Origin of the sequence: Hoskinsella mucinilytica (assembly GCF_045223415.1) — a bacterium.
Classification (GTDB): Bacteria; Bacillota_I; Bacilli_A; order Erysipelotrichales; family Erysipelotrichaceae; genus Hoskinsella; species Hoskinsella mucinilytica.
This window is the reverse complement of sequence record NZ_JBEQZJ010000053.1, coordinates 1-21,038: the sequence shown is the minus strand read 5'-3', so window position 1 is coordinate 21,038 and position 21,038 is coordinate 1. Positions and strand designations below refer to the sequence as shown.

Annotated in this window: 20 protein-coding genes; all 20 read right to left on the bottom strand. The window is 28.3% G+C overall.

Annotated elements, in window-relative coordinates:
• On the bottom strand, positions 1-342 hold a 342-nt coding region (locus tag UGRO018_RS15675; RefSeq protein ID WP_416327445.1), incomplete at its 3' end, for a UDP-N-acetylglucosamine 2-epimerase.
• Entirely contained in the window at positions 335-1,495 is a 1,161-nt protein-coding gene (locus tag UGRO018_RS15670; RefSeq protein WP_416327444.1) for a polysaccharide biosynthesis C-terminal domain-containing protein, read from the bottom strand. The genes UGRO018_RS15675 and UGRO018_RS15670, both read right to left, overlap by 8 nt.
• Positions 1,496-1,939: 444 nt before the next feature.
• Positions 1,940-2,830, bottom strand: a complete 891-nt coding sequence (locus tag UGRO018_RS15665) for a UDP-3-O-(3-hydroxymyristoyl)glucosamine N-acyltransferase (RefSeq protein ID WP_416327443.1) — start codon at positions 2,828-2,830, stop codon at positions 1,940-1,942.
• Positions 2,817-3,458 (bottom strand): DapH/DapD/GlmU-related protein, encoded by a 642-nt coding sequence (locus UGRO018_RS15660; protein WP_416327442.1) that lies wholly within the window; start codon positions 3,456-3,458, stop codon positions 2,817-2,819. The genes UGRO018_RS15665 and UGRO018_RS15660 overlap by 14 nt, the downstream gene beginning before the upstream one ends.
• A complete protein-coding gene (locus tag UGRO018_RS15655; RefSeq protein WP_416327441.1) occupies positions 3,451-4,593 on the bottom strand; it encodes a DegT/DnrJ/EryC1/StrS family aminotransferase in 1,143 nt (380 codons plus the stop codon). The genes UGRO018_RS15660 and UGRO018_RS15655 overlap by 8 nt, the downstream gene beginning before the upstream one ends.
• Before the next feature lie 112 nt (positions 4,594-4,705).
• Positions 4,706-6,022, bottom strand: a complete 1,317-nt coding sequence (locus UGRO018_RS15650; RefSeq protein WP_416327440.1) for a nucleotide sugar dehydrogenase — start codon at positions 6,020-6,022, stop codon at positions 4,706-4,708.
• A 2-nt stretch (positions 6,023-6,024) separates the two neighbouring features.
• Positions 6,025-6,738, bottom strand: coding sequence for a polysaccharide deacetylase family protein (locus UGRO018_RS15645; RefSeq protein ID WP_416327439.1), 714 nt, complete (start codon positions 6,736-6,738; stop codon positions 6,025-6,027).
• 1 nt (position 6,739) lies between these two features.
• Entirely contained in the window at positions 6,740-7,675 is a 936-nt protein-coding gene (locus tag UGRO018_RS15640; protein WP_416327438.1) for a UDP-3-O-(3-hydroxymyristoyl)glucosamine N-acyltransferase, read from the bottom strand.
• Positions 7,647-8,051, bottom strand: coding sequence for a MaoC family dehydratase (locus UGRO018_RS15635; protein ID WP_416327437.1), 405 nt, complete (start codon positions 8,049-8,051; stop codon positions 7,647-7,649). The genes UGRO018_RS15640 and UGRO018_RS15635 overlap by 29 nt, the downstream gene beginning before the upstream one ends.
• A 341-nt stretch (positions 8,052-8,392) precedes the next feature.
• On the bottom strand, positions 8,393-9,475 hold the full coding sequence (locus UGRO018_RS15630; RefSeq protein ID WP_416327436.1) for a Gfo/Idh/MocA family protein: 1,083 nt from the start codon (positions 9,473-9,475) through the stop codon (positions 8,393-8,395).
• Positions 9,476-9,562: 87 nt separating this feature from the next.
• Positions 9,563-10,819: a glycosyltransferase gene (locus UGRO018_RS15625; protein WP_416327435.1), complete on the bottom strand. Its 1,257-nt coding sequence runs from the start codon at positions 10,817-10,819 to the stop codon at positions 9,563-9,565.
• Positions 10,816-11,859 carry a polysaccharide biosynthesis protein gene (locus UGRO018_RS15620; protein ID WP_416327434.1) on the bottom strand — a complete coding sequence of 348 codons (1,044 nt, stop codon included), beginning with the start codon at positions 11,857-11,859 and terminating at the stop codon, positions 10,816-10,818. The genes UGRO018_RS15625 and UGRO018_RS15620 overlap by 4 nt, the downstream gene beginning before the upstream one ends.
• Positions 11,860-11,993: 134 nt before the next feature.
• Positions 11,994-13,448, bottom strand: a complete 1,455-nt coding sequence (locus UGRO018_RS15615) for an oligosaccharide flippase family protein (protein WP_416327433.1) — start codon at positions 13,446-13,448, stop codon at positions 11,994-11,996.
• A 5-nt stretch (positions 13,449-13,453) separates the two neighbouring features.
• On the bottom strand, positions 13,454-14,464 hold the full coding sequence (locus tag UGRO018_RS15610; protein WP_416327432.1) for a GT-D fold domain-containing protein: 1,011 nt from the start codon (positions 14,462-14,464) through the stop codon (positions 13,454-13,456).
• A 49-nt stretch (positions 14,465-14,513) separates the two neighbouring features.
• Entirely contained in the window at positions 14,514-15,719 is a 1,206-nt protein-coding gene (locus UGRO018_RS15605) for a glycosyltransferase (RefSeq protein WP_416327431.1), read from the bottom strand.
• Positions 15,720-15,755: 36 nt separating this feature from the next.
• Complete coding sequence (locus UGRO018_RS15600; protein ID WP_416327430.1) at positions 15,756-17,084, bottom strand: hypothetical protein; 1,329 nt, start codon at positions 17,082-17,084, stop codon at positions 15,756-15,758.
• A 19-nt stretch (positions 17,085-17,103) separates the two neighbouring features.
• On the bottom strand, positions 17,104-18,066 hold the full coding sequence (locus tag UGRO018_RS15595; RefSeq protein WP_416327429.1) for a glycosyltransferase family 2 protein: 963 nt from the start codon (positions 18,064-18,066) through the stop codon (positions 17,104-17,106).
• Positions 18,063-19,340 carry a TolB-like translocation protein gene (locus tag UGRO018_RS15590; RefSeq protein ID WP_416327428.1) on the bottom strand — a complete coding sequence of 426 codons (1,278 nt, stop codon included), beginning with the start codon at positions 19,338-19,340 and terminating at the stop codon, positions 18,063-18,065. Before UGRO018_RS15590 ends, UGRO018_RS15595 begins: the two co-directional genes overlap by 4 nt.
• Positions 19,331-20,158: a glycosyltransferase gene (locus tag UGRO018_RS15585; protein WP_416327427.1), complete on the bottom strand. Its 828-nt coding sequence runs from the start codon at positions 20,156-20,158 to the stop codon at positions 19,331-19,333. The genes UGRO018_RS15590 and UGRO018_RS15585 overlap by 10 nt, the downstream gene beginning before the upstream one ends.
• Entirely contained in the window at positions 20,148-20,867 is a 720-nt protein-coding gene (locus UGRO018_RS15580; protein ID WP_463667570.1) for a sugar transferase, read from the bottom strand. Before UGRO018_RS15580 ends, UGRO018_RS15585 begins: the two co-directional genes overlap by 11 nt.
• Positions 20,868-21,038: the final 171 nt, after the last annotated feature.

The window sequence follows — 21,038 nt, the reverse complement described above, 5'->3', positions numbered from 1 at the left end:
TATTGGGATATGTAAACGTTTTGCGCTAATTGCACTTAAACAACTATTAGTATCTCCAAGAATCAATAAAGCATCTGGCTTTACCTCATTCATCAGTTTATAACTTTTCGCAATGATATTTCCTATTGTCTCTCCAAGGTCATTTCCTACAGCTTCAAGATAATAATCTGGTTCTCTTAATCCTAGATCATCAAAAAATACTTGATTCAAACAATAATCATAATTCTGCCCAGTATGTACCAAGATTTGATCAAAATATGTATCACACTTTTTAATGACTTCTGATAAACGAATAATCTCTGGTCTTGTACCCACGATCGTCATTAGTTTCAATTTATTCATGCTCTTCCACCACCTTTTCAAAATAAGTATCCGGTTTATTAGGATCAAACAATTCATTAGCCCACATGATCGTTACCATATCAGTATCTCCTACATTGATAATATTGTGCGTATAGCCAGTTGGTATGTCTATCACTTCTAGTTTTTCGCCACTTACTTGATATTCAATGATCTTTTCTTCACCGATTTTTCTGAATTGAATCAGACCTGTTCCACTGACTACAAGAAATTTTTCATTCTTTGTATGATGCCAATGATTTCCCTTTGTAATTCCTGGTTTTGAAATATTTACACTAACTTGTCCATATTCTTTTGTTTTCAAGAATTCTGTAAAGCTACCTCTTTCATCCACATTCATTTTTAATGGATAGCTGAATTCATCTTCAGGAAGATAGCTTAGATAAGTTGCATAAAGCTTCTTTGTTAATTCTTCTGCTTGATTAATTACTTCAAGAGTTGTTCTTGATTCTTTAAAGCTTTTAATCGTATTTGCTAAATCACCTAAGGTACAGTTGTATACCTTTTCTACGCCATAATGCACACCATCAACAATATAAGGATTACCACAAATACAATGGATGATTTCCTCTACAACATCGTCAATATAACATAATGGTAATGTTACTGATGGATCATTGATTTGAATATCTAGACCATGACCAATATTATGACACCATGTTGCAACTACGCTATTGTAATTAGGACGACACCATTTGCCAAACAGATTAGCAAAACGATAAATATAAATAGGATTACCGTTTCCTTTCCCAAAAGCTAGTAAGGCATCTTCGCCAGCTTTTTTGCTTTTCCCATAATCGTTATCTCTTTCTGCTTGAATTGAAGAGGAAATCATAATAGGACACTTGTTTCCTGCTTCTTTTAAATAAGAACAAAGAGCCTCTGTAAAGCCAAGATTTCCTTCATAAAATTCAGAAGGATTTTGTGGCCTATTTACACCTGCTAAATGAACTATGAAATCACAATCACTACAATACTCTTTTAATTTGGCTTTTGTGCTATTCAGATCATACTCATATAGTGTAAGATTAGATGTTAAAGAAAACATTTTGTTTTTTTCATCTCTAATAGTTTTTAATGTTTCTATTAAGTTTCTACCCACAAATCCTTTTGATCCAGTTACAAGAATTTTCATAATCATCTTTTACCTTTCTATAATAAAATATCAACATTTTTTGAAATTCCATATGTATAAGAAAAATCAAGTATATTGGACTATAACTAGAATTTACTAATTTCAATATCTCTTTTCTCTTACATCTCTATATTTATTTACATTTCATAATCATTAATATCTTTCTTTTACCTTAATGATAGTAGTTATTTCATCACCAATATAGACAGGTTTAAGAAATTCTAATATCTGCTTTATTTTCTCATAATAACATATTTCCAATCACATTACTGATAAATTATACTGATGACATCCCATTTGCATTTTTTATTCATATATGCTTATTCAGCATATCAAAATCTAAATGAATAAAATTTTTATCCCCCATACTTCTGTAAAATTCATAATATCTTCATCACGAATTGTTTCTTAAGTCCAGTTTGATTTCCAATTTTATAATGATTTTTACCTTGCCTTTTTTAAATTCTCTATGAATTTTTCATGCTCTATAGCAAAATTACCTGATACTGATCCATTCTCTGGAACATCTTTTGTCACAACTGATCCAATGTTGCACCTTGAATTTCTCCCAAAAGAAATTCCATTTGATATCGTGGAACCAACTCCTATCCAGACACCATCTGCTATCTCTACTCTTCCACTTACTGTAGTTCCTGCAGGAAACAAAACATGATCTCCTATTTTAGCTGCATGTCCTATATGCACCAAATTATCAAATTTTGTATACTTTCCAATTACAGTATCATCCCATGGATACACTGCTTTATCGATACAGCAATTATGTTGTACTTCAACATTTTCGTTTAAAATAACTCCACCACAATGCCTTACTCCAAATGTTAGATCATGATACTTTTTAAATTCAAACCCTGTACTCCCTACTACTGTTCCCGATCGTATAATACAGTTATCTTTGATGATTGTATTTTCTTTTATACTCACGAACTCTTCAATTTCAACATTATCACCAATAATTACATTTTCTTGGGAAATGCAAGCGAGAGGTGATATCTTACAATTCTTACCAATAATTGTTTTATGTTTTTTTCTTTGGTAACGTATATCTGTACTTAAGCAGTTATGTAGCTGGAAAAATTTTATTCTTGGATTTTCACAAACATAGATTCCAATTTTAGTCGCTGCTAAAATTTTTTCAACAAAATCTCTCGTAGTTATAATACAACCTATATTACTCTGTTCTTTAATTTGACTTATATATTGCTTTTTTTCCAAAAATGTCAACATCTTTTGTTCAGACTTTGAATCCAATATACCCAAAACTTCAAAACTTCCATTTCTTATTATGTTGTCTTGAAAAATATCACTTAACAACATAATAATGTATCCTTTCTGAAGTCAATATTATATTTATTGACCCCCCCCCCCATGAAAATTCTTTCATTTTATCATTTTTCATTTCATATTCCTTTCCACATGATTCACATACATATTTGTTTTTCTTTTTCAACAGTCTATTTCCACATTTACATACATAATATAATTTCTTAGCCGGACTTCCTACAACACAAGTATAATCTTGAACATCCTTTGTCACAGTACTTCCTGCGCCAATTAAAGCATAACGTCCAATTGCATGACCACAAACTATAGTTGCATTTGCTCCAATAGAAGCACCTTTTCCAATAATTGTTTTTTTATATTCATGTTTTCTTGAAATATTACTTCTTGGATTAATAACATTTGTAAAAACACAACTTGGTCCTAAAAAAACATCATCTTCGCATATAACTCCTTCATATACAGAAACATTATTTTGTATTTTTACTCCATTACCTATCATAACATTAGGAGATATAACTACATTTTGTCCAATATTACAATCCTCTCCTATGATTGCACCAGACATTATATGGCAAAAATGCCATATTTTTGTATTATTACCTATTAATACATTTTCATCTATATATGCTGATTCATGAGCAAAATAATTCTTATTACTCATTTCTATATTCCTCTATTGCATTAACAAATTCTGAAATAATTTCATTCTGTTGTACATCTGTTAAATATGGATGCATAGGCAAACTCAAGCATGTCTTACAAACAGTTTTACTATTAATTAAAGATTCTATGTTAAATGAATAATTCTTATATACAGTTTGATTATGTAATGGTTTTGGATAATAAATCATAGTTGGTATTCCTTTTGCATTGAGTCTATTCTGCACATAGCTTCTTTCCTCTTCACTTCTTACAAGGATAGTGTATTGCGCCCAACTTGAAATATAGTTTTTTGGTACAAAAGGTATTTTAACTAAATGTTCAAGTCTTTCTGAATAAATACTTGCTACTTTATTTCTATTATCCAACTCATATTCTTCAAACGCTTTTAATTTAGGTAATAAAATTCCTGCTTGAATTTCATCTAGTCTTGAATTCATTCCAATACGAACATTATCATATTTAAACAATCCTTTACCATGTATTCTTAATGATTGCAAAATCTGATAGTAATCATCATTATCTGTAAATATTGCTCCTCCATCTCCATAACAACCTAAAGGTTTAGCCGGAAAGAAAGAGGTTGTAGAAATATCTCCAAAACTACAAGCCATTTTTCCATCTATACTACCACCAAAGCCTTGTGCACCATCCTCAAGAATATGTAAATTGTACTCTTGAGCTATTTTTCTTATTTCTTCAAAATTAGCTGGCTGACCGAACAAATCTACAGGTATAATAACTTTAGGTTTAAGATCAGTTTCATTTAAAACTTTATTTATTGCTTCTTTAAGTTTATTTGAATCCAAATTAAAAGTCTTTTTGTCTATATCAATAAATATAGGTGTTGCTCCTAAGATAGAAACAACCTCAGCAGTAGAAAAAAAAGTAAAATCAGGAACAAAGACTGCATCCCCCTTTCCAACACCCCAAACCATTAAAGCAAGTTGTAGTGCATCTGTACCGTTTGCACATGAAATGCAATATTTAACCCCTACGTACTCGGCTAATTCTTTTTCTAATTTTTTAACAAAACTTCCCATCATATATCGATTATTATCCAGTACATGATGTATATTTTTATCTATTTCATCTTTTAAACTACTATATTGAGCCTTAAGATTTATAAATTCCATTCAAAAATTACTCCTTTCTATATCTATTTAAAAAACAATTCTACATACATTAATCAAAAGCTAATTTGTCGATTTCATTTTATTATTTCAATAAAAAATTAACATTCTCATATCAAATCACTTCAATATTATTTTTGTTTACAATGTCCTTTAAAGCATTTCTTGTATCAAAAATAGCTTTACTATTTTTTTGAATGATTTGATAATCAAATTGCTTATGAGCTGTTGCAATTATTATTAAGTCCTTAGACGATAATATTTCTTCATCTATCTTAGGTAATCCTTTATGTATATTATTTTTATATTTATATGTCATAATATACGGATCGTAATAAACTACATCTGCGCCCTCTACATTTAATAATTCTATAAGTTTCAATGCTGGACTTTCTCTATAATCGTCAATATCATTTTTATAGGCCACACCAAGTACTAGAATTTTTGATTTACTCATCGCAACCCCCTGCTTATTTAAAATTTTATAGCATCTTTCTACGCAATACTCTGGCATTTTATCATTTATAATCATACTATTCTCAATCATTGTTGTATGAAAGCCATATTCTCTTGCTTTCCATGTTAAATAATATGGATCTAATGGAATACAATGTCCACCTAACCCCGGACCAGGATAAAACGCTTGAAATCCGAATGGTTTTGTTTTGGCAGCATCAATTACTTCCCATACCGAAATCCCCATTTTTTCACACAGTATTGCTAATTCATTTACAAGTCCTATATTAATATTTCTATATGTATTTTCTAATATTTTTTCCATTTCTGCTACTGCTGGACTTGATACTTCATAAATATCTCCATCAAGAACTTCTCTGTACATTGCAGAAATTACTTCTGTAGCATCTTTACCGATGCCTCCTACAACCTTGGGTGTGTTTTTTGTATTAAAATCTTTATTACCTGGATCTACTCGTTCAGGAGAAAATCCTAAATAAAAATCAATACCACATTTCAGTCCTGATCCTTCTTCTAATATAGGCTTTATAAGTTCTTCCGTTGTTCCTGGATAGGTGCTAGATTCTAAAACCACCATAGTTCCTTTTTTTAAATATTTAGATATTGCAATTGTACTTTCTTTTACACATGTAATATCGGGCTGTTGATGGTTATCTAAAGGTGTTGGAACACATATTGCAATAAAATCAACATCCTTTATAAAGCTAAAATCAGATGTCGCACTCATCATTCCACTTTCAACTAATTCTTTTAATTCACCATCAACGACATCACCAATATAGTTGTGACCATCATTGACCATTTTTACTTTTTCTTTCTGAACATCAAATCCAATCGTTTTGAATCCAGCCTTTGCCTTTTCTACAGCAAGTGGTAGTCCTACATATCCTAAACCACAAACCCCTACTCTAATATTTTTATTCTGTATTTTTTCTAACATTCCAATTTTATTCATCATTATTCTCCCTTCATTAATTGATGATAATCTGTTATATTATTCTCTAATGATTTTTCAATTGTATTATTAATTTCTATTTTCAGACGCTCTACAGCATCCATTGCACTTTTATTTACATCGGTACTGTACCAAAAAGGATGTGTTAACAATTGAATATGATTTGGATTTTCATTTATTATTTCATATGGATTTTTTCTCCAATTCCTTCTAGAATCAGATACGTATTTATATTCGCTAAAATATTTTTCTTCATAGGCACTTATCAATCCACTATTCAATCGTTTATTAAATAATTCTCGTATTGGCCTATGAAAAGAAACAACATTAACTTTTTGACCCAATAATATTTCTAATATCTTTATTTCATTCATTATCATAATTTCCAAACCTTCATTTTTTACATTAGGATAAACACTTGCGTCAAAATGCAATCCAATTTCATGACCCATTTTTTTCAATGCATAGATGATGTTTCTACTTTCTGGAGAAAAAATATTATAAAAATTTGTTGATAATAACACAAAATATATCGCCTTAATATTCAATTCTTTTTCTATTCTTGCAGTTGATAATGTACATTCTAATGACATATCAACATCATGTCTGCAAATTACCGTTTTTTCATCACTATCATTATCAAAACTTTCAAATTTATATCCTTTGCTCTTCAAAAGTTCTAGCAGATTACGGTATTCTGTATAAGTAAACTCCATATCATTCTTTCTCCTTCACTTTACCAGGATTGCCATATATCAATGAATTATCTGGAACATCTCTCACGATATTAGTTGATATTCCTGTATAAACATTTTTACCAATTTTTGCTCCATTGATCACTGTTACGCCTGGCGCAATCCATGTGTCTTTTCCAACTTCAACACTACCTGATAATTCTGCACAAGCAGCAAGCATAACTCCTTCATGTAACACATCACTATGTGCAATATGACATAGATTATCTGTTTTTACATAATCACCAATAATTGTATTATTTAAACTACCTCTACTTATACAATTTCCAGCCCCTATAGTTACATGGTTTCCTATAACTATTCCTCCTAAATGAGGCACTTTATGAGGATTGTTAGCATCATCTTTATAATATCCAAAACCACATGCACCTATGACACTACCCGATTCAATAAAGACATCATTTCCTATGTTTACTGTCCCTTGTATAACAACATTATTCATAATCGTAACATTGTTTCCAATTTTAACATTTTCATCAATGAAACAATTATGTCCTACATATAATTCATCTCCATAATGTTCAGTGAGAACTACTGCGGTACTTTCAATTTTAGTTTCTTTAATATCTAAATTCATGTATGAAAAAAGAATTTCAATAACATAAAAAAAAGATCGTTTCAGATCATTTAGAAAAATAACATTCTTAACAGAGTCATCGAAATCTTTTATATCTGCAAAAACAAGTACATCATGATATTTACTAATTATATCCTTCTTTTTTTCATCTAAATTCTTAACCCATGTGATAGAATGAGACTTTATTTCGTTAATAGAACAAAACGAATTAAAACTTACCTCATCACAAGTACTTTTGAAATATATACCCTTTTCATTTAGAATACTCACAACATCTTGATAAGAATAATTTTTATTGTAATGATTTTCTGTTTTTAACATACGCTTCACCTTCTATAACAATCATTCCTTCTTGATTAATACATTTTGTATCTAATTTGATGTTAGCTCTATCATAATCAATATCTATTACTTCAACTATGGTAGTTATTAGATCACCAAAATAAACTGGTTTGCAGAAATTTAATGTCTGTTTTAGATATATTGTTCCTTCACCAGGTAATTGATTACCTATAACATTACTGATAAAAGAAGCGGATAACATCCCATGTGCTATTCTTTTACAAAATATACTTTTTTCAGCATATTCTTGATTTAAATGAATTGGATTTTTATCTCCAGATATCTCAGAAAACAATAATACATCTTTTTCACTTATCCTTTTCATAAGCTTTGCTTGATCTCCAATTTTTATCATATTTACCTCCATTCTCTCGCCACGTGCGAGCAAAACCTTAATGAAACAACCTCCCATAAAAAAAGTTATAATACCTCATATAAAACAGTTATTTTAACTTACAGTTAAGGTTTATAAACGCTTTATACCAGTATTACTAAATTCAAGCTTGTTTGCCTAGAGTAAGTTGTAATCTTTTGCATGATTTTCAAGCAAAAAACTTTTATATAAGTGTTGATCTTAAAATCTTTATATATAAAACTTCGAAGCATTCGATTATAAAAATGATAAGAGATTGCTTTTATGAGTAATGTTTCATTATTTTAATAAACAGCATTTATAATTCAACAATTTGCATCTTTTCAATTCTTTCTGAATCTATTTTCAAAATCCGTTGTACCTACTTCAGTTAATGGCAATTTAACAGGTCTTCTCTCAGCTGCAGATTTATAAATTGCTAATACTAACTCTAAAGCTCTTGTTCCTGCCTCTGCATCAACCAATGGCTTTGTACCATTTTCTATAGCATTGATTACATTTGCATAAAGTGGATTATGTCCAAATCCATATACATTTTCTGGTTCTTCACTGTTTTCTTTTTTAAGAGTTTCCACATCTTCTTTACAGTTTTTAAAATTCCATTCTTCAATTATGTTGACAGACTTTCCACCTGCTTTGACTGTCCCATCTGATCCAAAAATATAAAGTGTTTCTTCTAAATTTTTCGGATAAACATTTGTTGTTCCTTCAATAATCCCATAGGATCCATTTTTAAATTTCACTACTGCTATTCCCAAATCTTCAGCTTCAATATAATCATGATTTAAGTTATCTGTATAAGCCATAACTTCATCAACTTCGTCACCCATCATCCATCTTAGTAAATCGATATTATGAATACATTGATTCATTAAGCAACCACCATCTTGCTTCCAGGTTCCTCTCCATGGTGCTTGTGTATAATAGCCTTGATTTCTATTCCATCTTATATGTGCAGTTCCATGAAATAATTCCCCAAAATCTCCAGCTTCCATCGCTCCTCTTATTTTCTGTATTGATTTATTAAATCTGTTTTGATGATTTGCACATACAACTACATGATTTTCATCAGCAGCTTTGCATATTGCTCTAGCATCCGTCATGTTCATTGCTATTGGTTTTTCTATAATACAATTGATTCCTTTAGAAATACAATCTAAGGCAATTTGAGCATGAAGACCAGATTCTGTTGCAATTGCTACAAGATCAATTTTTTCATTATTAATCATTTCTTTATAATCCGTATAACATTTTATATTTGAATCATCTAATTTAAAAAGTTCTAACTTTTTTTTCATATTTCCCTTATCTACATCACATACTGCACTAATTTCTAATTTATTTTCTATTGCCGCAGCTAAATGATTAGGAGATATTCTCCCACAGCCTATTAATGCATATTTCATTTTAAACCTCCTATTTTATTTATGTTAAAGTATTTTATTTCTTATACTAATAATTTGTTCTGAGCAATTACAAAGAAAGAAAATTAATTAACTTTCTTTTAAAAATCGAAAAAACGAACTAATATACTCATCTAAGTTATTATCCTTATGATTTTTTTTATAAACATTTTTCTCTAATTCACAAATTAGATTTATTAAAGAAACGGTATCACCTGGTTTGAAAATATGTATTTTATCTACGAACAGGTCATAATCATAAATATTTTTAATGTCACTTTGCTTTCCAGGTATTATCACACCAATACCAGAGTATAGAGCCTCATAAATAGTTCTTCCTATACAGAAAAAATTTTCCCCTCGAATAACAAAATCAGACACTTTTAATAATTCTGATAGATCTTTCTGCTCTGGAATAAAAACGATATTCTTGCTTTCATGAATAATTTTTTTAACATTAGAAACATATTTTTCTTCTCCTGATCCAACTATGATTAATTGATATTTATCAGTTTTAATATTTCTAAACGTATCAATAATAAAATTCGTTCCTTTTACATCACTTAAAACGCCAGCCATTAAAATATTTACTTTATCTTTATTCAATTTAAATTTATCTGTAATTTCTATCTTTGATCCATTTAAATCACGCATATCAAAAGGATTATTCAAAATAATTTTTCTAATTTTTTCATTTTTAAATGATGATTCAGTACTTGAATCAATAAAAATTACACCCTTGCATAATTTCATTTTACTAACTATATATTTGAAAATTCTTGGGTTTCCTTTAAAAACCTCTCTTACATGTAAGATATAATTACCTTTTTTATTTATAAGATTAATCAAAACCAAAGAATTCAAATATATATATTTATACTGATTTTTTTTTATAAGTCGTTGCAATTTGTATTTCGTGATAAATAAACCGTAATAATATACAATGAAGTCAGCAATTTTATTAAACATTGATGTCTTACCACAATCACAAACCTTTCTAGAAAATGGTAAGACCATAGAATAGCTATTTTCAAGTTTACTTCCACAATAATCTAAAATTGTTTTTTTATCATATAATTCTCCATGAAATAATTTCTTATTGAACACGATATCAAATTCCATTTCTGAATTCTGTAAAATATATTTCAAACTTTTTGCAGCTCCATAAATAAGATTACTCGAATGAGTTATAAATAATATTTTTTCTTTTTCAGGTATATTCTTTTTCCTATTTAGTTTAATTGGATAATATTTTTTTTGATTTTGTTGTTTATATTCTATCTTTTTACTTGTAATTTTTTTAAATAAAAAAACATTGATAAATATAGGATATTTTCTTGTTATCATAGTTTACTTTTCCATTTTTTTATTTCTTGTCTAACTAATGGGACTTCAAGTAATTTATCTTCTACTTGTTCCAAAGTCATCAATCTAGTATTGTTAGAATTAAATTGAGATAATTGACTCTTTTCTACACCTTCTGAAAAATATTTATCATAATTTAAATCACGTTTATCTGCCGGCACTCTATAGAAATCACCTAGATCTATTGCATTTACACATTCTTCATCTGTTAACAAGGTCTCATACATTTTTTCTCCATGGCGAATACCGATAACTTTGATTTCATTTTCAGCATGAAATAATTCTATAGTTGCTTTAGCGAGTACATCAATTGTACAAGCTGGAGCCTTTTGTACAAAGATATCTCCACTTGTTCCATGTTCAAAAGCAAATAGAACTAGGTCTACCGCTTCTTCTAATGTCATTACAAAACGAGTCATGCTTGGCTCAGTTAATGTTAGAGGTTTTCCATCATTAATTTGCGAAATAAAAAGAGGTATTACTGAACCTCTTGATGCTAATACATTTCCGTATCTTGTACACATGATGCTTGTTTTTTCTGGATCAACCGTTCTTGATTTCGCTACGATTACTTTTTCCATCATTGCTTTGCTTGTGCCCATTGCATTTACTGGATACGCTGCTTTATCAGTAGATAAACAAACCACTTTTTTTACACCACATTCAATAGCTGTGGTTAATACATTTTCTGTACCTAAGACATTGGTCTTTACTGCTTCTATTGGAAAAAACTCACAACTAGGTACTTGTTTTAATGCAGCTGCATGAAAAATGTAATCGACACCGTGCATTGCATTCTTAATTGAATTAATGTCTCGAACATCTCCAATATAGAACTTTAATTTATCTGAAACTTCAGGATATTTTGCTTGATACTCATGACGCATGCTATCTTGTTTCAATTCATCCCTTGAAAATATTCTTATCTCTTTAATATCTGTATTTAAAAAGCGATTTAATACTGCATTTCCAAATGAACCTGTTCCACCCGTAATTAATAGTGTTTTATTCTTAAAATGCATCCAAATTCTCCTTCCTAATATAATTGTTCCTGTATTCTTTTAATTACAAATTTTATTACTATGTTAATTAAAGTAATCTATAAAAATTAGATTTTTTTTCTTTACTCAATCTTTTTTAACTATATTAATATTAATTAACTTGTATTCAACCTTTTCCATAGTTTTATAATTTTTTTTCTTATTATCATCCAATATATCAGACCCCAAACACATCCTAAAAATAATGCCTCAGCACAATCTCCAATAACGAAATCCAAATCCAAGTATTTTTGAATTAAGAAAAAAACAAATGCTAAAAATACATTTAAGAAAAAAATATAAATAAAATCTCTCCATGGTAGCAACTCATTTATTTTTATAGTAAGTAATTTTGCAGTTCCCTTTAATTGTAAAAAAGAAGTAATATATAAACTTACAACGGTAGCAATTGCAGGACCTATAATACCAAAAATAGAATAAAAAATATAATTAAAACATATATTTAAAAGTAATCCAATTATTGAGAAATACATTACTTTTTTTGAATTACCTGTACAATTAAAAAACAAACCAAAATATGTAAACCTCAAAAGTAAAGAGAATGTATAAATTCTAAAAATCGTTATACCGTCTATATATTTTGATGAATAAAGTATTTCAATTACTTGAGATGCATAAGTAAACACTCCACTAGCAAAAAACATTGTAATAGAAAAAGTAATAATTGTTGATTTTTTCCATAAGTCAATTGCTTCTTTTTGGCTGCCATTATTCATCATTCCTGCAATAGCAGGTAGTAACACTGATGTAACAGAACTTGTTATCGCAACAATTGGTAATTCTTTAGCCATATAGCCATACATACCTAAAACTTCAGTTGAAAATTTTGCTGCAATGAATAATTTATCAACTTCTAATGAAAGAGTTCCAACTATTGTGGCAACCCCCATAGGTAACGAAAACTTTAATATTTCTAATAATAAAGTCTTATTAAAATAAACGATTTTTTTCACTTTAAGTTTAATTTTTATAATAAAGTAAACTATAAAAGTTAAAAAAAACAATGTGCATACATAAATAAACATATATACAGAAAAGTCCCATTTAAATATAACCATTAATACATTTATCATTAAAAGAAGAATACTATAAATCATCCTGTAAAAAATAAGTAATTTAATTTTTTCAAAACTTATTAATATATCTGAAATAGTAGATGTTATTTGTAGAAACAAAGGAAGAAACAGGAAAATATATCTAAAATCTTTTAAAGCTTGATTTTTATAGAAATCCGCAATGATAGGCGTTGTTATAAATAATAGTATTCCAACAGTCAAACAAATGGTAAACATAGCAGTATAATACATACCAATATAATGCTCTTTATCCTCTTTTTTTTTATATTTTCCTACAAAGTATGTAATGCTATTTGGAATCCCTAAAATTGCAAATGAAATCACTGTATTAACAATTAGCATTATTAGTGTATATATACCGTTTTCTTCTAAAGATCTATATCTTGCAATAATCATAGAGATTAACATAGTAATAATTAATGTAGTTACATTGCAAAAAGATAATACTACAGATTTTTTACCAATATTTTTCATATACTTTACCAGTAACAAGAGTTCTCTACAGCATCAACGTTTTTTGGTGTATCTTCTTCATTTGGTCTAACCCAATATTCATTATAGAGTTTTTTTGCTGTAGGATGAATATCCCAACGTTTTCCTTTTATTCCAAATAATATCTGTGTAACTCCCCCCATATGTATTGCAACTTTGCCGTGTTGTTTTATTCTTGATGCAAGAGGAAACCCATAAGCTCCACATCCTATGATTGCTATATCAAAATCTATTTTAAAAATTTCTTCAGTCATATAGTTTAATGCATCAAACCAAGTATTAAATCTATCATCTATTGCTCCAGCGCCAGTTTGTACAGCTTTGAGCGTTAATAATTCAAAATCAGGTAAAATATTCTCATTTTTAAATAATTTCTTTCTGATCTTATACTGGCTTCTAATCGTTTTCTCAAAAGGATGTACAACTAAAACTTTATGATTTTTCAATGCTTCAGTAAATGGGTGTTCAAATTCCCAAAAATCAAAAAGATATCTTTGAGTCAATATTGCATTTGTTTCAACCATTTTTTTACAAAAATATCCCTCCATAGTGATATATGAAACCCCTAAGAAATCTACATTTTTTATACTTTTTTTCATTTCATTTGAAAATTCTATAAAATTATCTTTTTCAGGAGGAAAAAAGCCGCAATTTATACAAGTTTTCTCCAAGCGGTTAACTCTAATATCTGTTAGATATTTTTCATCATATAAAGTACATTCTCTCACATATTCAAGCTCAGCTGACCCTAATCTACCTCCCATATAAGGTTCTAATAGCATGATTTTCTTATATAATATTTTATTTGCTTCAGCTACTTTATATAATTTTCTTCCTCCATAATATGGTAATCTAAGTTTACGTTTAAAAACACGAGAAAAAACAAATTCCATTCCGGATATAATATAAAATTCAAACCACATATTTGGATTCTTTAATAACATCTTTATAGGATTTACACCCCATAAATATATGTTTGTAATTTTTTTAAGATTCATCAATATTACCTCCTTCTATTTTCTTGATTATCTCAAAGTAGTTCAAATTTCAAATTAAAACTTCTTTTGTAAACTGAATGATTCTAAGTCCCTGTACAACATTATTTTTATTTTTAAATACGTATAATTGTGCATCTTCTCCTTTTTGCTGTAATTGTTCATAGGAAAAGGATAAGATTTCGTTAAGTTTATCCTTCATACCTTTTACACTTTCATCTTCAAAAAAATATAAAAAATCACTATACTCATCAGGAATTCCTTCTAACTTTGTCGTTAACACTGGAGTGCCAGTACTCATATACTCTAAAATTTTTGAAGGAAATGAATATTTTGTATATAATTCACACGAAAAGCGAGGATTTACAAGTAAAGTTGCCTGTTTTTCTATTTGTACAAGCTTTGTATTCAACACGCAACCCTTATATTTGATATTTTTTTCTTGATTACATATCTCTTTTAATCTATCAACATATGATCCATTTCCATATAAATGTAATTCAAATTCTTTATTATTACATAACTTAAATGCTTCAACCAAATTCTCTACTCCATATTTTTCATATATTCCTCCTGCATAAACAATTGTTTTCTCTTTTTGAAAAATATCATTTTTAACTTCTGAATCAATGCTACCTTCTATAACGATTGAAGGTTTGTTATGAATATTTAAAAATTCATTCATGGAATCTGTTAATAAAATATATCCATCATAATTTGCCAATTCCCGCATAGTCCATTTTTCGTACAATACTTGGAAAGCTTTTCTTATCATACTATAATGATGTTGTTTCATTTCTGTTGAAAAATTTGGAATATCTGTTATTATAGCAATATTTTTAAATTTCATAATATGACATGCTACTCTTGCAGCTTTACTTATTTCTAAGGTAATAGGGTCACAAATAATAATACTATCACTTTTATCACACCTTATTAGAAGCTTGATCATTTCAATAAAAGTACTGACAAAGCATGTAATATAACGTAGGATCTTCCCATTTATGAAAGATGGATAAATATAATCAATTTGACCATTTTGCTCTTTGACATATTTAAATATCTTTTTTGATGTTGTAGAAGCTGAAACTGGACGCTCTGAAATTGATGTTACATGAACTTCTTTATCTTTGGCCACTCCAGAAATTAATTGCTCCATAAATTTTTGTGTTGGATCTATGATTTTTTCATTTCTCATTTCAAAAATTTTTGAATACATTTTTTTTGAACACGCTGATGAGACAAATATTATCTCCATTTTTAACACACACCTCTCAAGAAATTATTCTTTACATCATTGTTCATCATTTCCTTTTACTGAAGGCATAAATAGCATCAATAAATAAAACAACAATAAAAATGATGGTAATATTAAATATTCTGCCCATCCATAACTATTTGTGATTTGTAATGCAAAAACAATTGCTGTAACATGTAGCATTTTTTTATATGTTATTTTTTTCATTATCTTGTCAATTAATCTAAAAGATAACGCATAGAGAATCGGTCCAATTATTATGCCCAATGAACCGTAGTTAGCAATAGCATATCCCACAAGACCATTATTACAATTAGAACCATTTAAATATGTATTTCCAATTGCTGCTGATATTCTTAAATCATAATTTGAATTAATTCCTAATGGATGTAACCATCTTTCTAATATTTGTTTAGCTAAATCAGGAACATTTTGTTGAAAAAAATCCACGTAAAATCTACTTTCTCCATTTGGGGTTATTGTAAGTCGTCTGATAATGTTCATAACAGGATAACCGTTATTTAAATATCTTTCAATACATACTAGAACTAAAGCAAAAACCATAATCTTAATAAGCAATAAATCATCATCTTTGTAAAAGCTAAAAATAATTGCAAATCCTAACATAAATAAAAATGATCGATTAGCTCCTATACTATACATAGATAAAATGGTTATCGTAATAAATGCTATCATCCAATATTTCTTATTTTTATAAGCTAAAGTAATCCAAATAGGTAATATCATACTTGCGCACACTATTGGATACCAAATAAGCCAATGTATATTTAACTGAGAGCTAGCCGCTCTACTTTCTAATACCTCATCCAAATTAAAAAGATTAGTAATACTTATTCTACCTCCATTGAAAAATAATGAAACTACTAATGAGAAAGTACAAAACACTATAACTATACCTGTATTGTAAAACCATTTATATGACTTTAGATTTAGTTTGATCAATACAGGTTGCGGATTTTTTTTGCCTAAAACGATTACTATTTTGTGTGCAAATATAAAACCTATCCAAAACAAAGCATAGTAATTCATAAAATAAATATCTGTATCATATACTAAATTCATTAAAAATCCTGGTATAAAATACAAAATGTTTATGTATAAAACTATTAGCGATGAAACATATTTATATACTTTAAAATCACAAATTAATTTAGTACAAGATAGAATACACATAAATAACATAAAAACATTTAAATAAACACTATAAACTGTTGGTTTTAAAGTGAAAAGTCTTAATTGATATAACGGTAAAACAACAGGATATACTGTTATATAACCTATTACCATTAAGATAACAACAAATAGCAGTAATATAATAATTTTTCTTTTTTCTTTTTTTTTCATATTGCTATAACCTTCTTAATCAATTTATTAAGATAGAATGTAAAAAGGTCATTGTTTTCAAACAAATAAACATTCTGTTTTTTATGAAAAATAGATACAATCTTTTTGATAATCCTAATTCACTTATTATCTCAAGATTATACCAATTTGGATATTGATTTTCATACCACTCTATATAATGTTTAATATTTTTTACCTTCTCTTTGCTTTTACACATCATTAAAACAGTACCATATAAAAGATCAGTCACAGACTTTTCTGCAATTTCATTAGGATATTTGGACTTCAAATCTTTTTCAATCTGTTTAAATGCTTTGATCATATCATTAGCATTTAACTGACTATTGTTAGAAAGAGAATTTTGCCTTTGATAATAATAATATAGTGGTTTTTTATAATAATAAACTGTTTCACAGGCATTTAACGCTCTAGCAACAAAAGCCACATCCTCACATCTTCTAAGTAAAGGAAAGTATATATTATTTTCTTTTATCTTCTTTAATCTATATACTTTTCCAATCGAATGATTTCTAGCATATCTAATACAATTTGTTATATCTAATAAACCAAATTCACCTTTATACATTGAACGTGAAACAACTTGCTTATTTTTACTTTTAAGATAAAAATCATAGATTATACAATTAACACTATTTGTGCATATAACATTATTTATCTCTTCAAAAAATGTTTCTTTTATCCAATCATCATTATCAATGAAAGTAATCCATTCTCCTTTTGCATTCTTCAAACCAATATTTCGTGCATTTCCAGGCCCCTTATTTTGGTTCATTTTTAATATCTTTATATCTAAAAATGATTTGTTCGCATAACTATTTAATTTCATATATGAATCATCCGTCGAACAATCATCAATAATAATGACTTCAAAGTCTTTAAAAGTTTGGTTTTCTAGTGATTCAAAATACTTATCCATTAAATGATAGCCATTATAGTTAGCTGTAATTACAGAATATTTCATTCTTTTACCTCCACAATAAATAATCCCCTTTTCCCTTCAAAGACACTATCGAAAGATATTTTATTACAATTTCTACTCCATCTTGGATGTAAATCACAACGAGTTTCATTATCATATTTAAATGGAGAAAAAACTTTAGCTTTTTCAACAATACTATTTCCATTTATATCATTAGCATCTGCGACCATCACTGAAGCTATTCTATACTTATTAGGATATCTATCAAATACTATTTTTTTCCCATTTGGAGAAAAGCTTGGATGTCCATCAAAATCTATATGTTTCCAATAATGTGTATATTGTTTTGATTTATCTTTTAATAAATAATATCCATTTCCTTCTTCCTTTTTAAATAAAAATGAAAAAATCTCATCATTATTCTTCCAACAGCAATGTGATACCATTCCATCATCACTAAGATTATACATACCACTTCCATCTAAATTGCAAGTTATTAAACGTGTATATTTATGTTGTCCGTTGAACCATCTATGTAATACCATAAACCGATTTCCATTAGGGTTAATCATAATATGATTTACTTTATGCTCTGCATCTTTCATTTCTTTTCTTGGTTCAAAGTTTGCGAAATCTGTATATTTTAATAAAGATTTAATATCATTATTTATTAAATCAATATACCAAATACAAGTTTCATCAGGTAATTTAATTCCATATGTTTCTTCTTGTTTATTACTATATCCGTAACCTGGTCTTAATCTATGTAAACGAGAAAAATCTAGGGTTAATGCAAATTTACCATCATTGCTAACAGAATAAACAGGCATATCTATTTTTCGTTCTTCTATAATCTTGATTTTATCTTCATTTATATCTAATGTTAATATTATTGAACAATAATTGCCTTCTCTATAATCGTTGAACAACACTTTTTTGTCATAGTTTGGACCTAACCACTGTAACATACATCCTTGTTGAACATTCCATGAATGGGTCTCAGCAATTTCATATATATGATTACTTTTAGTATCAATAATTAATATTTTTGCAGTTTCTTTAGGTGCTACATCATTCCTTGTATGATTTGCTTTCAAACAAAGCATATATCGATCTGAAACATCCCATGGAGATTTATCATAATAACCAAAGAAATATTCATGTTCTTTATCATTGGGTGAAACCCTTTTAATATCACCTTCTGATTTTATTTTAGGAGACACAGCATACATTATATGTTGATAGGTGCTTTTTATATATTTTTTTATTAAAGGATATTCGTTTAATTTATTGTTGATTTTTTGCTCTAATCCCATGATAACCTCCTTAATATATTTTTATAAATAAATTCTTGGAATTTAATGGGTAATATATATATAGATAACTGTAAAACGGCCACTTCCATAAAATCAATGAATGTACAAAACCCAGATTTAAAGGCATTCCATCTTATTCCTATCAATAATTTTGTATTTAACCATGATTTTCTTTTCTTATATGTCCCATGATCGAATCTGAATTTTAATAAGTACTCTTTCAAATTCATACAAACTGCATTTGCTGATAACATTTTTATCCATAGATCAGTATCTTGATTTTTTCTTAAATCACTATAACACCCTACTTCTTGTACCTTACTCTTTTTATACATAACAGTAGGATGATTAAATGGATCTCTTTTTTTTGCATATTTATATATTTCTGAATTAGTAAAAGGTACATTCCTTTTTCCAATTTCATTTTCAGGAACATCAACAAATTCAATCACAGGACATCCTATAATATCTAATGATTCATTATTTTCAAATTCTTTTATTTGTTTTTCACATCTTGTTGGCATTGATATATCATCTGAATCCATTCTAGCAATTATTTCATTTCTACATATCTTAATGCCTTCATTCAATGCTATACCTAACCCTACATTTTTAACTAATTGAACTTCATTGATTAACAATGGATAATCTTCATCTATTCGATCAATAACATTTTGTATTTCTTCTGTTACAGGACCATCTTTTACTAATACTATTTCATCAGGTTTTTTTGTTTGTTTTACCATACTTAAAAGAGCTAATCTAAAATACTCAGGATTATCATTTTTATAAACTGTCATTAAAACACTATATTTCATCAATAACTATCCTTTCTTTAATTTTTAAAACGGTATCTATCATCGTTTTAATTTCTTTTACAAAAGAAAAAGAAGTGATAGCCTTCAGATTGTATCCCATCTTCTTTGGCAATACCTCTTCTATATACACCTCATCAATGCTCTTATTTTCTTTTACACCTTTTCCTATAATTTCATCTTCATCTTTAAACTCAATGCTTGCTATAGATGTCACTCCAGCTGGTAGCAATAATGTCGCACTCATTTCCTTCGTATATTCATCTACATATTTCTTTACTTCTGGTCGTGTTCCTACAAATGTCATATCTCCAAGAAAGACATTAAATAACTGCGGTATCTCATCTATCCGATATTTTCTTATCTTTTCTCCAACTTTGGTAATTCTTGAATCATTTTGGGTCGTTACTAATGCTCCTATTTGATCAGCATTTGATACCATTGTTCTGAATTTAAAAATTTTAAACACTTTTCCATACTGTGTTATCCTTTCCTGTCGATAGAATACTGTCCCTTTTGAATCTATTTTGATCCATATTGCTATGATGATAAAAAGCGGAGATAGTAAAACGATCATTATCAAAGAACATAGAATATCAAAGCATCTCTTCAATATCAGTTGTCCTGTTTTGCTTTTTAAGCTTTCATAATATGGTCTTACTTCTTCTGTTTTCATAAATTCCGGAAGATCATTCCAGTTCTTTATTAACATGCAAGTGCTCCAATCAAGGTTTCTATAATATGATCCACTTCTTCATCACTCAAACAAGTATGTAGTGGTAAGGTTAACTCATTCTCAAAAAGACCATATGAATTTGGATAATCTGTGAAATCAAATCCTAGTTTCTTATAGCCTGTATGCATTGGTAATGGCTTATAATGT

What these genes read in the sequence shown, in the direction of transcription:
- UGRO018_RS15650 (WP_416327440.1), bottom strand. Translation starts at nt 6,022, where the DNA reads ATGAATAAAATTGGAATGTTAGAAAAAATACAGAATAAAAATATTAGA.
- UGRO018_RS15640 (WP_416327438.1), bottom strand. Translation starts at nt 7,675, where the DNA reads ATGTTAAAAACAGAAAATCATTACAATAAAAATTATTCTTATCAAGAT.
- UGRO018_RS15655 (WP_416327441.1), bottom strand. Translation starts at nt 4,593, where the DNA reads ATGGAATTTATAAATCTTAAGGCTCAATATAGTAGTTTAAAAGATGAA.
- UGRO018_RS15615 (WP_416327433.1), bottom strand. Translation starts at nt 13,448, where the DNA reads ATGAAAAATATTGGTAAAAAATCTGTAGTATTATCTTTTTGCAATGTA.
- UGRO018_RS15660 (WP_416327442.1), bottom strand. Translation starts at nt 3,458, where the DNA reads ATGAGTAATAAGAATTATTTTGCTCATGAATCAGCATATATAGATGAA.
- UGRO018_RS15590 (WP_416327428.1), bottom strand. Translation starts at nt 19,340, where the DNA reads ATGGGATTAGAGCAAAAAATCAACAATAAATTAAACGAATATCCTTTA.
- UGRO018_RS15595 (WP_416327429.1), bottom strand. Translation starts at nt 18,066, where the DNA reads ATGAAATATTCTGTAATTACAGCTAACTATAATGGCTATCATTTAATG.
- UGRO018_RS15645 (WP_416327439.1), bottom strand. Translation starts at nt 6,738, where the DNA reads ATGGAGTTTACTTATACAGAATACCGTAATCTGCTAGAACTTTTGAAG.
- UGRO018_RS15620 (WP_416327434.1), bottom strand. Translation starts at nt 11,859, where the DNA reads ATGCATTTTAAGAATAAAACACTATTAATTACGGGTGGAACAGGTTCA.
- UGRO018_RS15580 (WP_463667570.1), bottom strand. Translation starts at nt 20,867, where the DNA reads ATGTTAATAAAGAACTGGAATGATCTTCCGGAATTTATGAAAACAGAA.
- UGRO018_RS15630 (WP_416327436.1), bottom strand. Translation starts at nt 9,475, where the DNA reads ATGAAATATGCATTAATAGGCTGTGGGAGAATATCTCCTAATCATTTA.
- UGRO018_RS15665 (WP_416327443.1), bottom strand. Translation starts at nt 2,830, where the DNA reads ATGTTGTTAAGTGATATTTTTCAAGACAACATAATAAGAAATGGAAGT.
- UGRO018_RS15625 (WP_416327435.1), bottom strand. Translation starts at nt 10,819, where the DNA reads ATGATAACAAGAAAATATCCTATATTTATCAATGTTTTTTTATTTAAA.
- UGRO018_RS15610 (WP_416327432.1), bottom strand. Translation starts at nt 14,464, where the DNA reads ATGAATCTTAAAAAAATTACAAACATATATTTATGGGGTGTAAATCCT.
- UGRO018_RS15635 (WP_416327437.1), bottom strand. Translation starts at nt 8,051, where the DNA reads ATGATAAAAATTGGAGATCAAGCAAAGCTTATGAAAAGGATAAGTGAA.
- UGRO018_RS15605 (WP_416327431.1), bottom strand. Translation starts at nt 15,719, where the DNA reads ATGGAGATAATATTTGTCTCATCAGCGTGTTCAAAAAAAATGTATTCA.
- UGRO018_RS15585 (WP_416327427.1), bottom strand. Translation starts at nt 20,158, where the DNA reads ATGAAATATAGTGTTTTAATGACAGTTTATAAAAATGATAATCCTGAG.
- UGRO018_RS15600 (WP_416327430.1), bottom strand. Translation starts at nt 17,084, where the DNA reads ATGAAAAAAAAAGAAAAAAGAAAAATTATTATATTACTGCTATTTGTT.
- UGRO018_RS15670 (WP_416327444.1), bottom strand. Translation starts at nt 1,495, where the DNA reads ATGAAAATTCTTGTAACTGGATCAAAAGGATTTGTGGGTAGAAACTTA.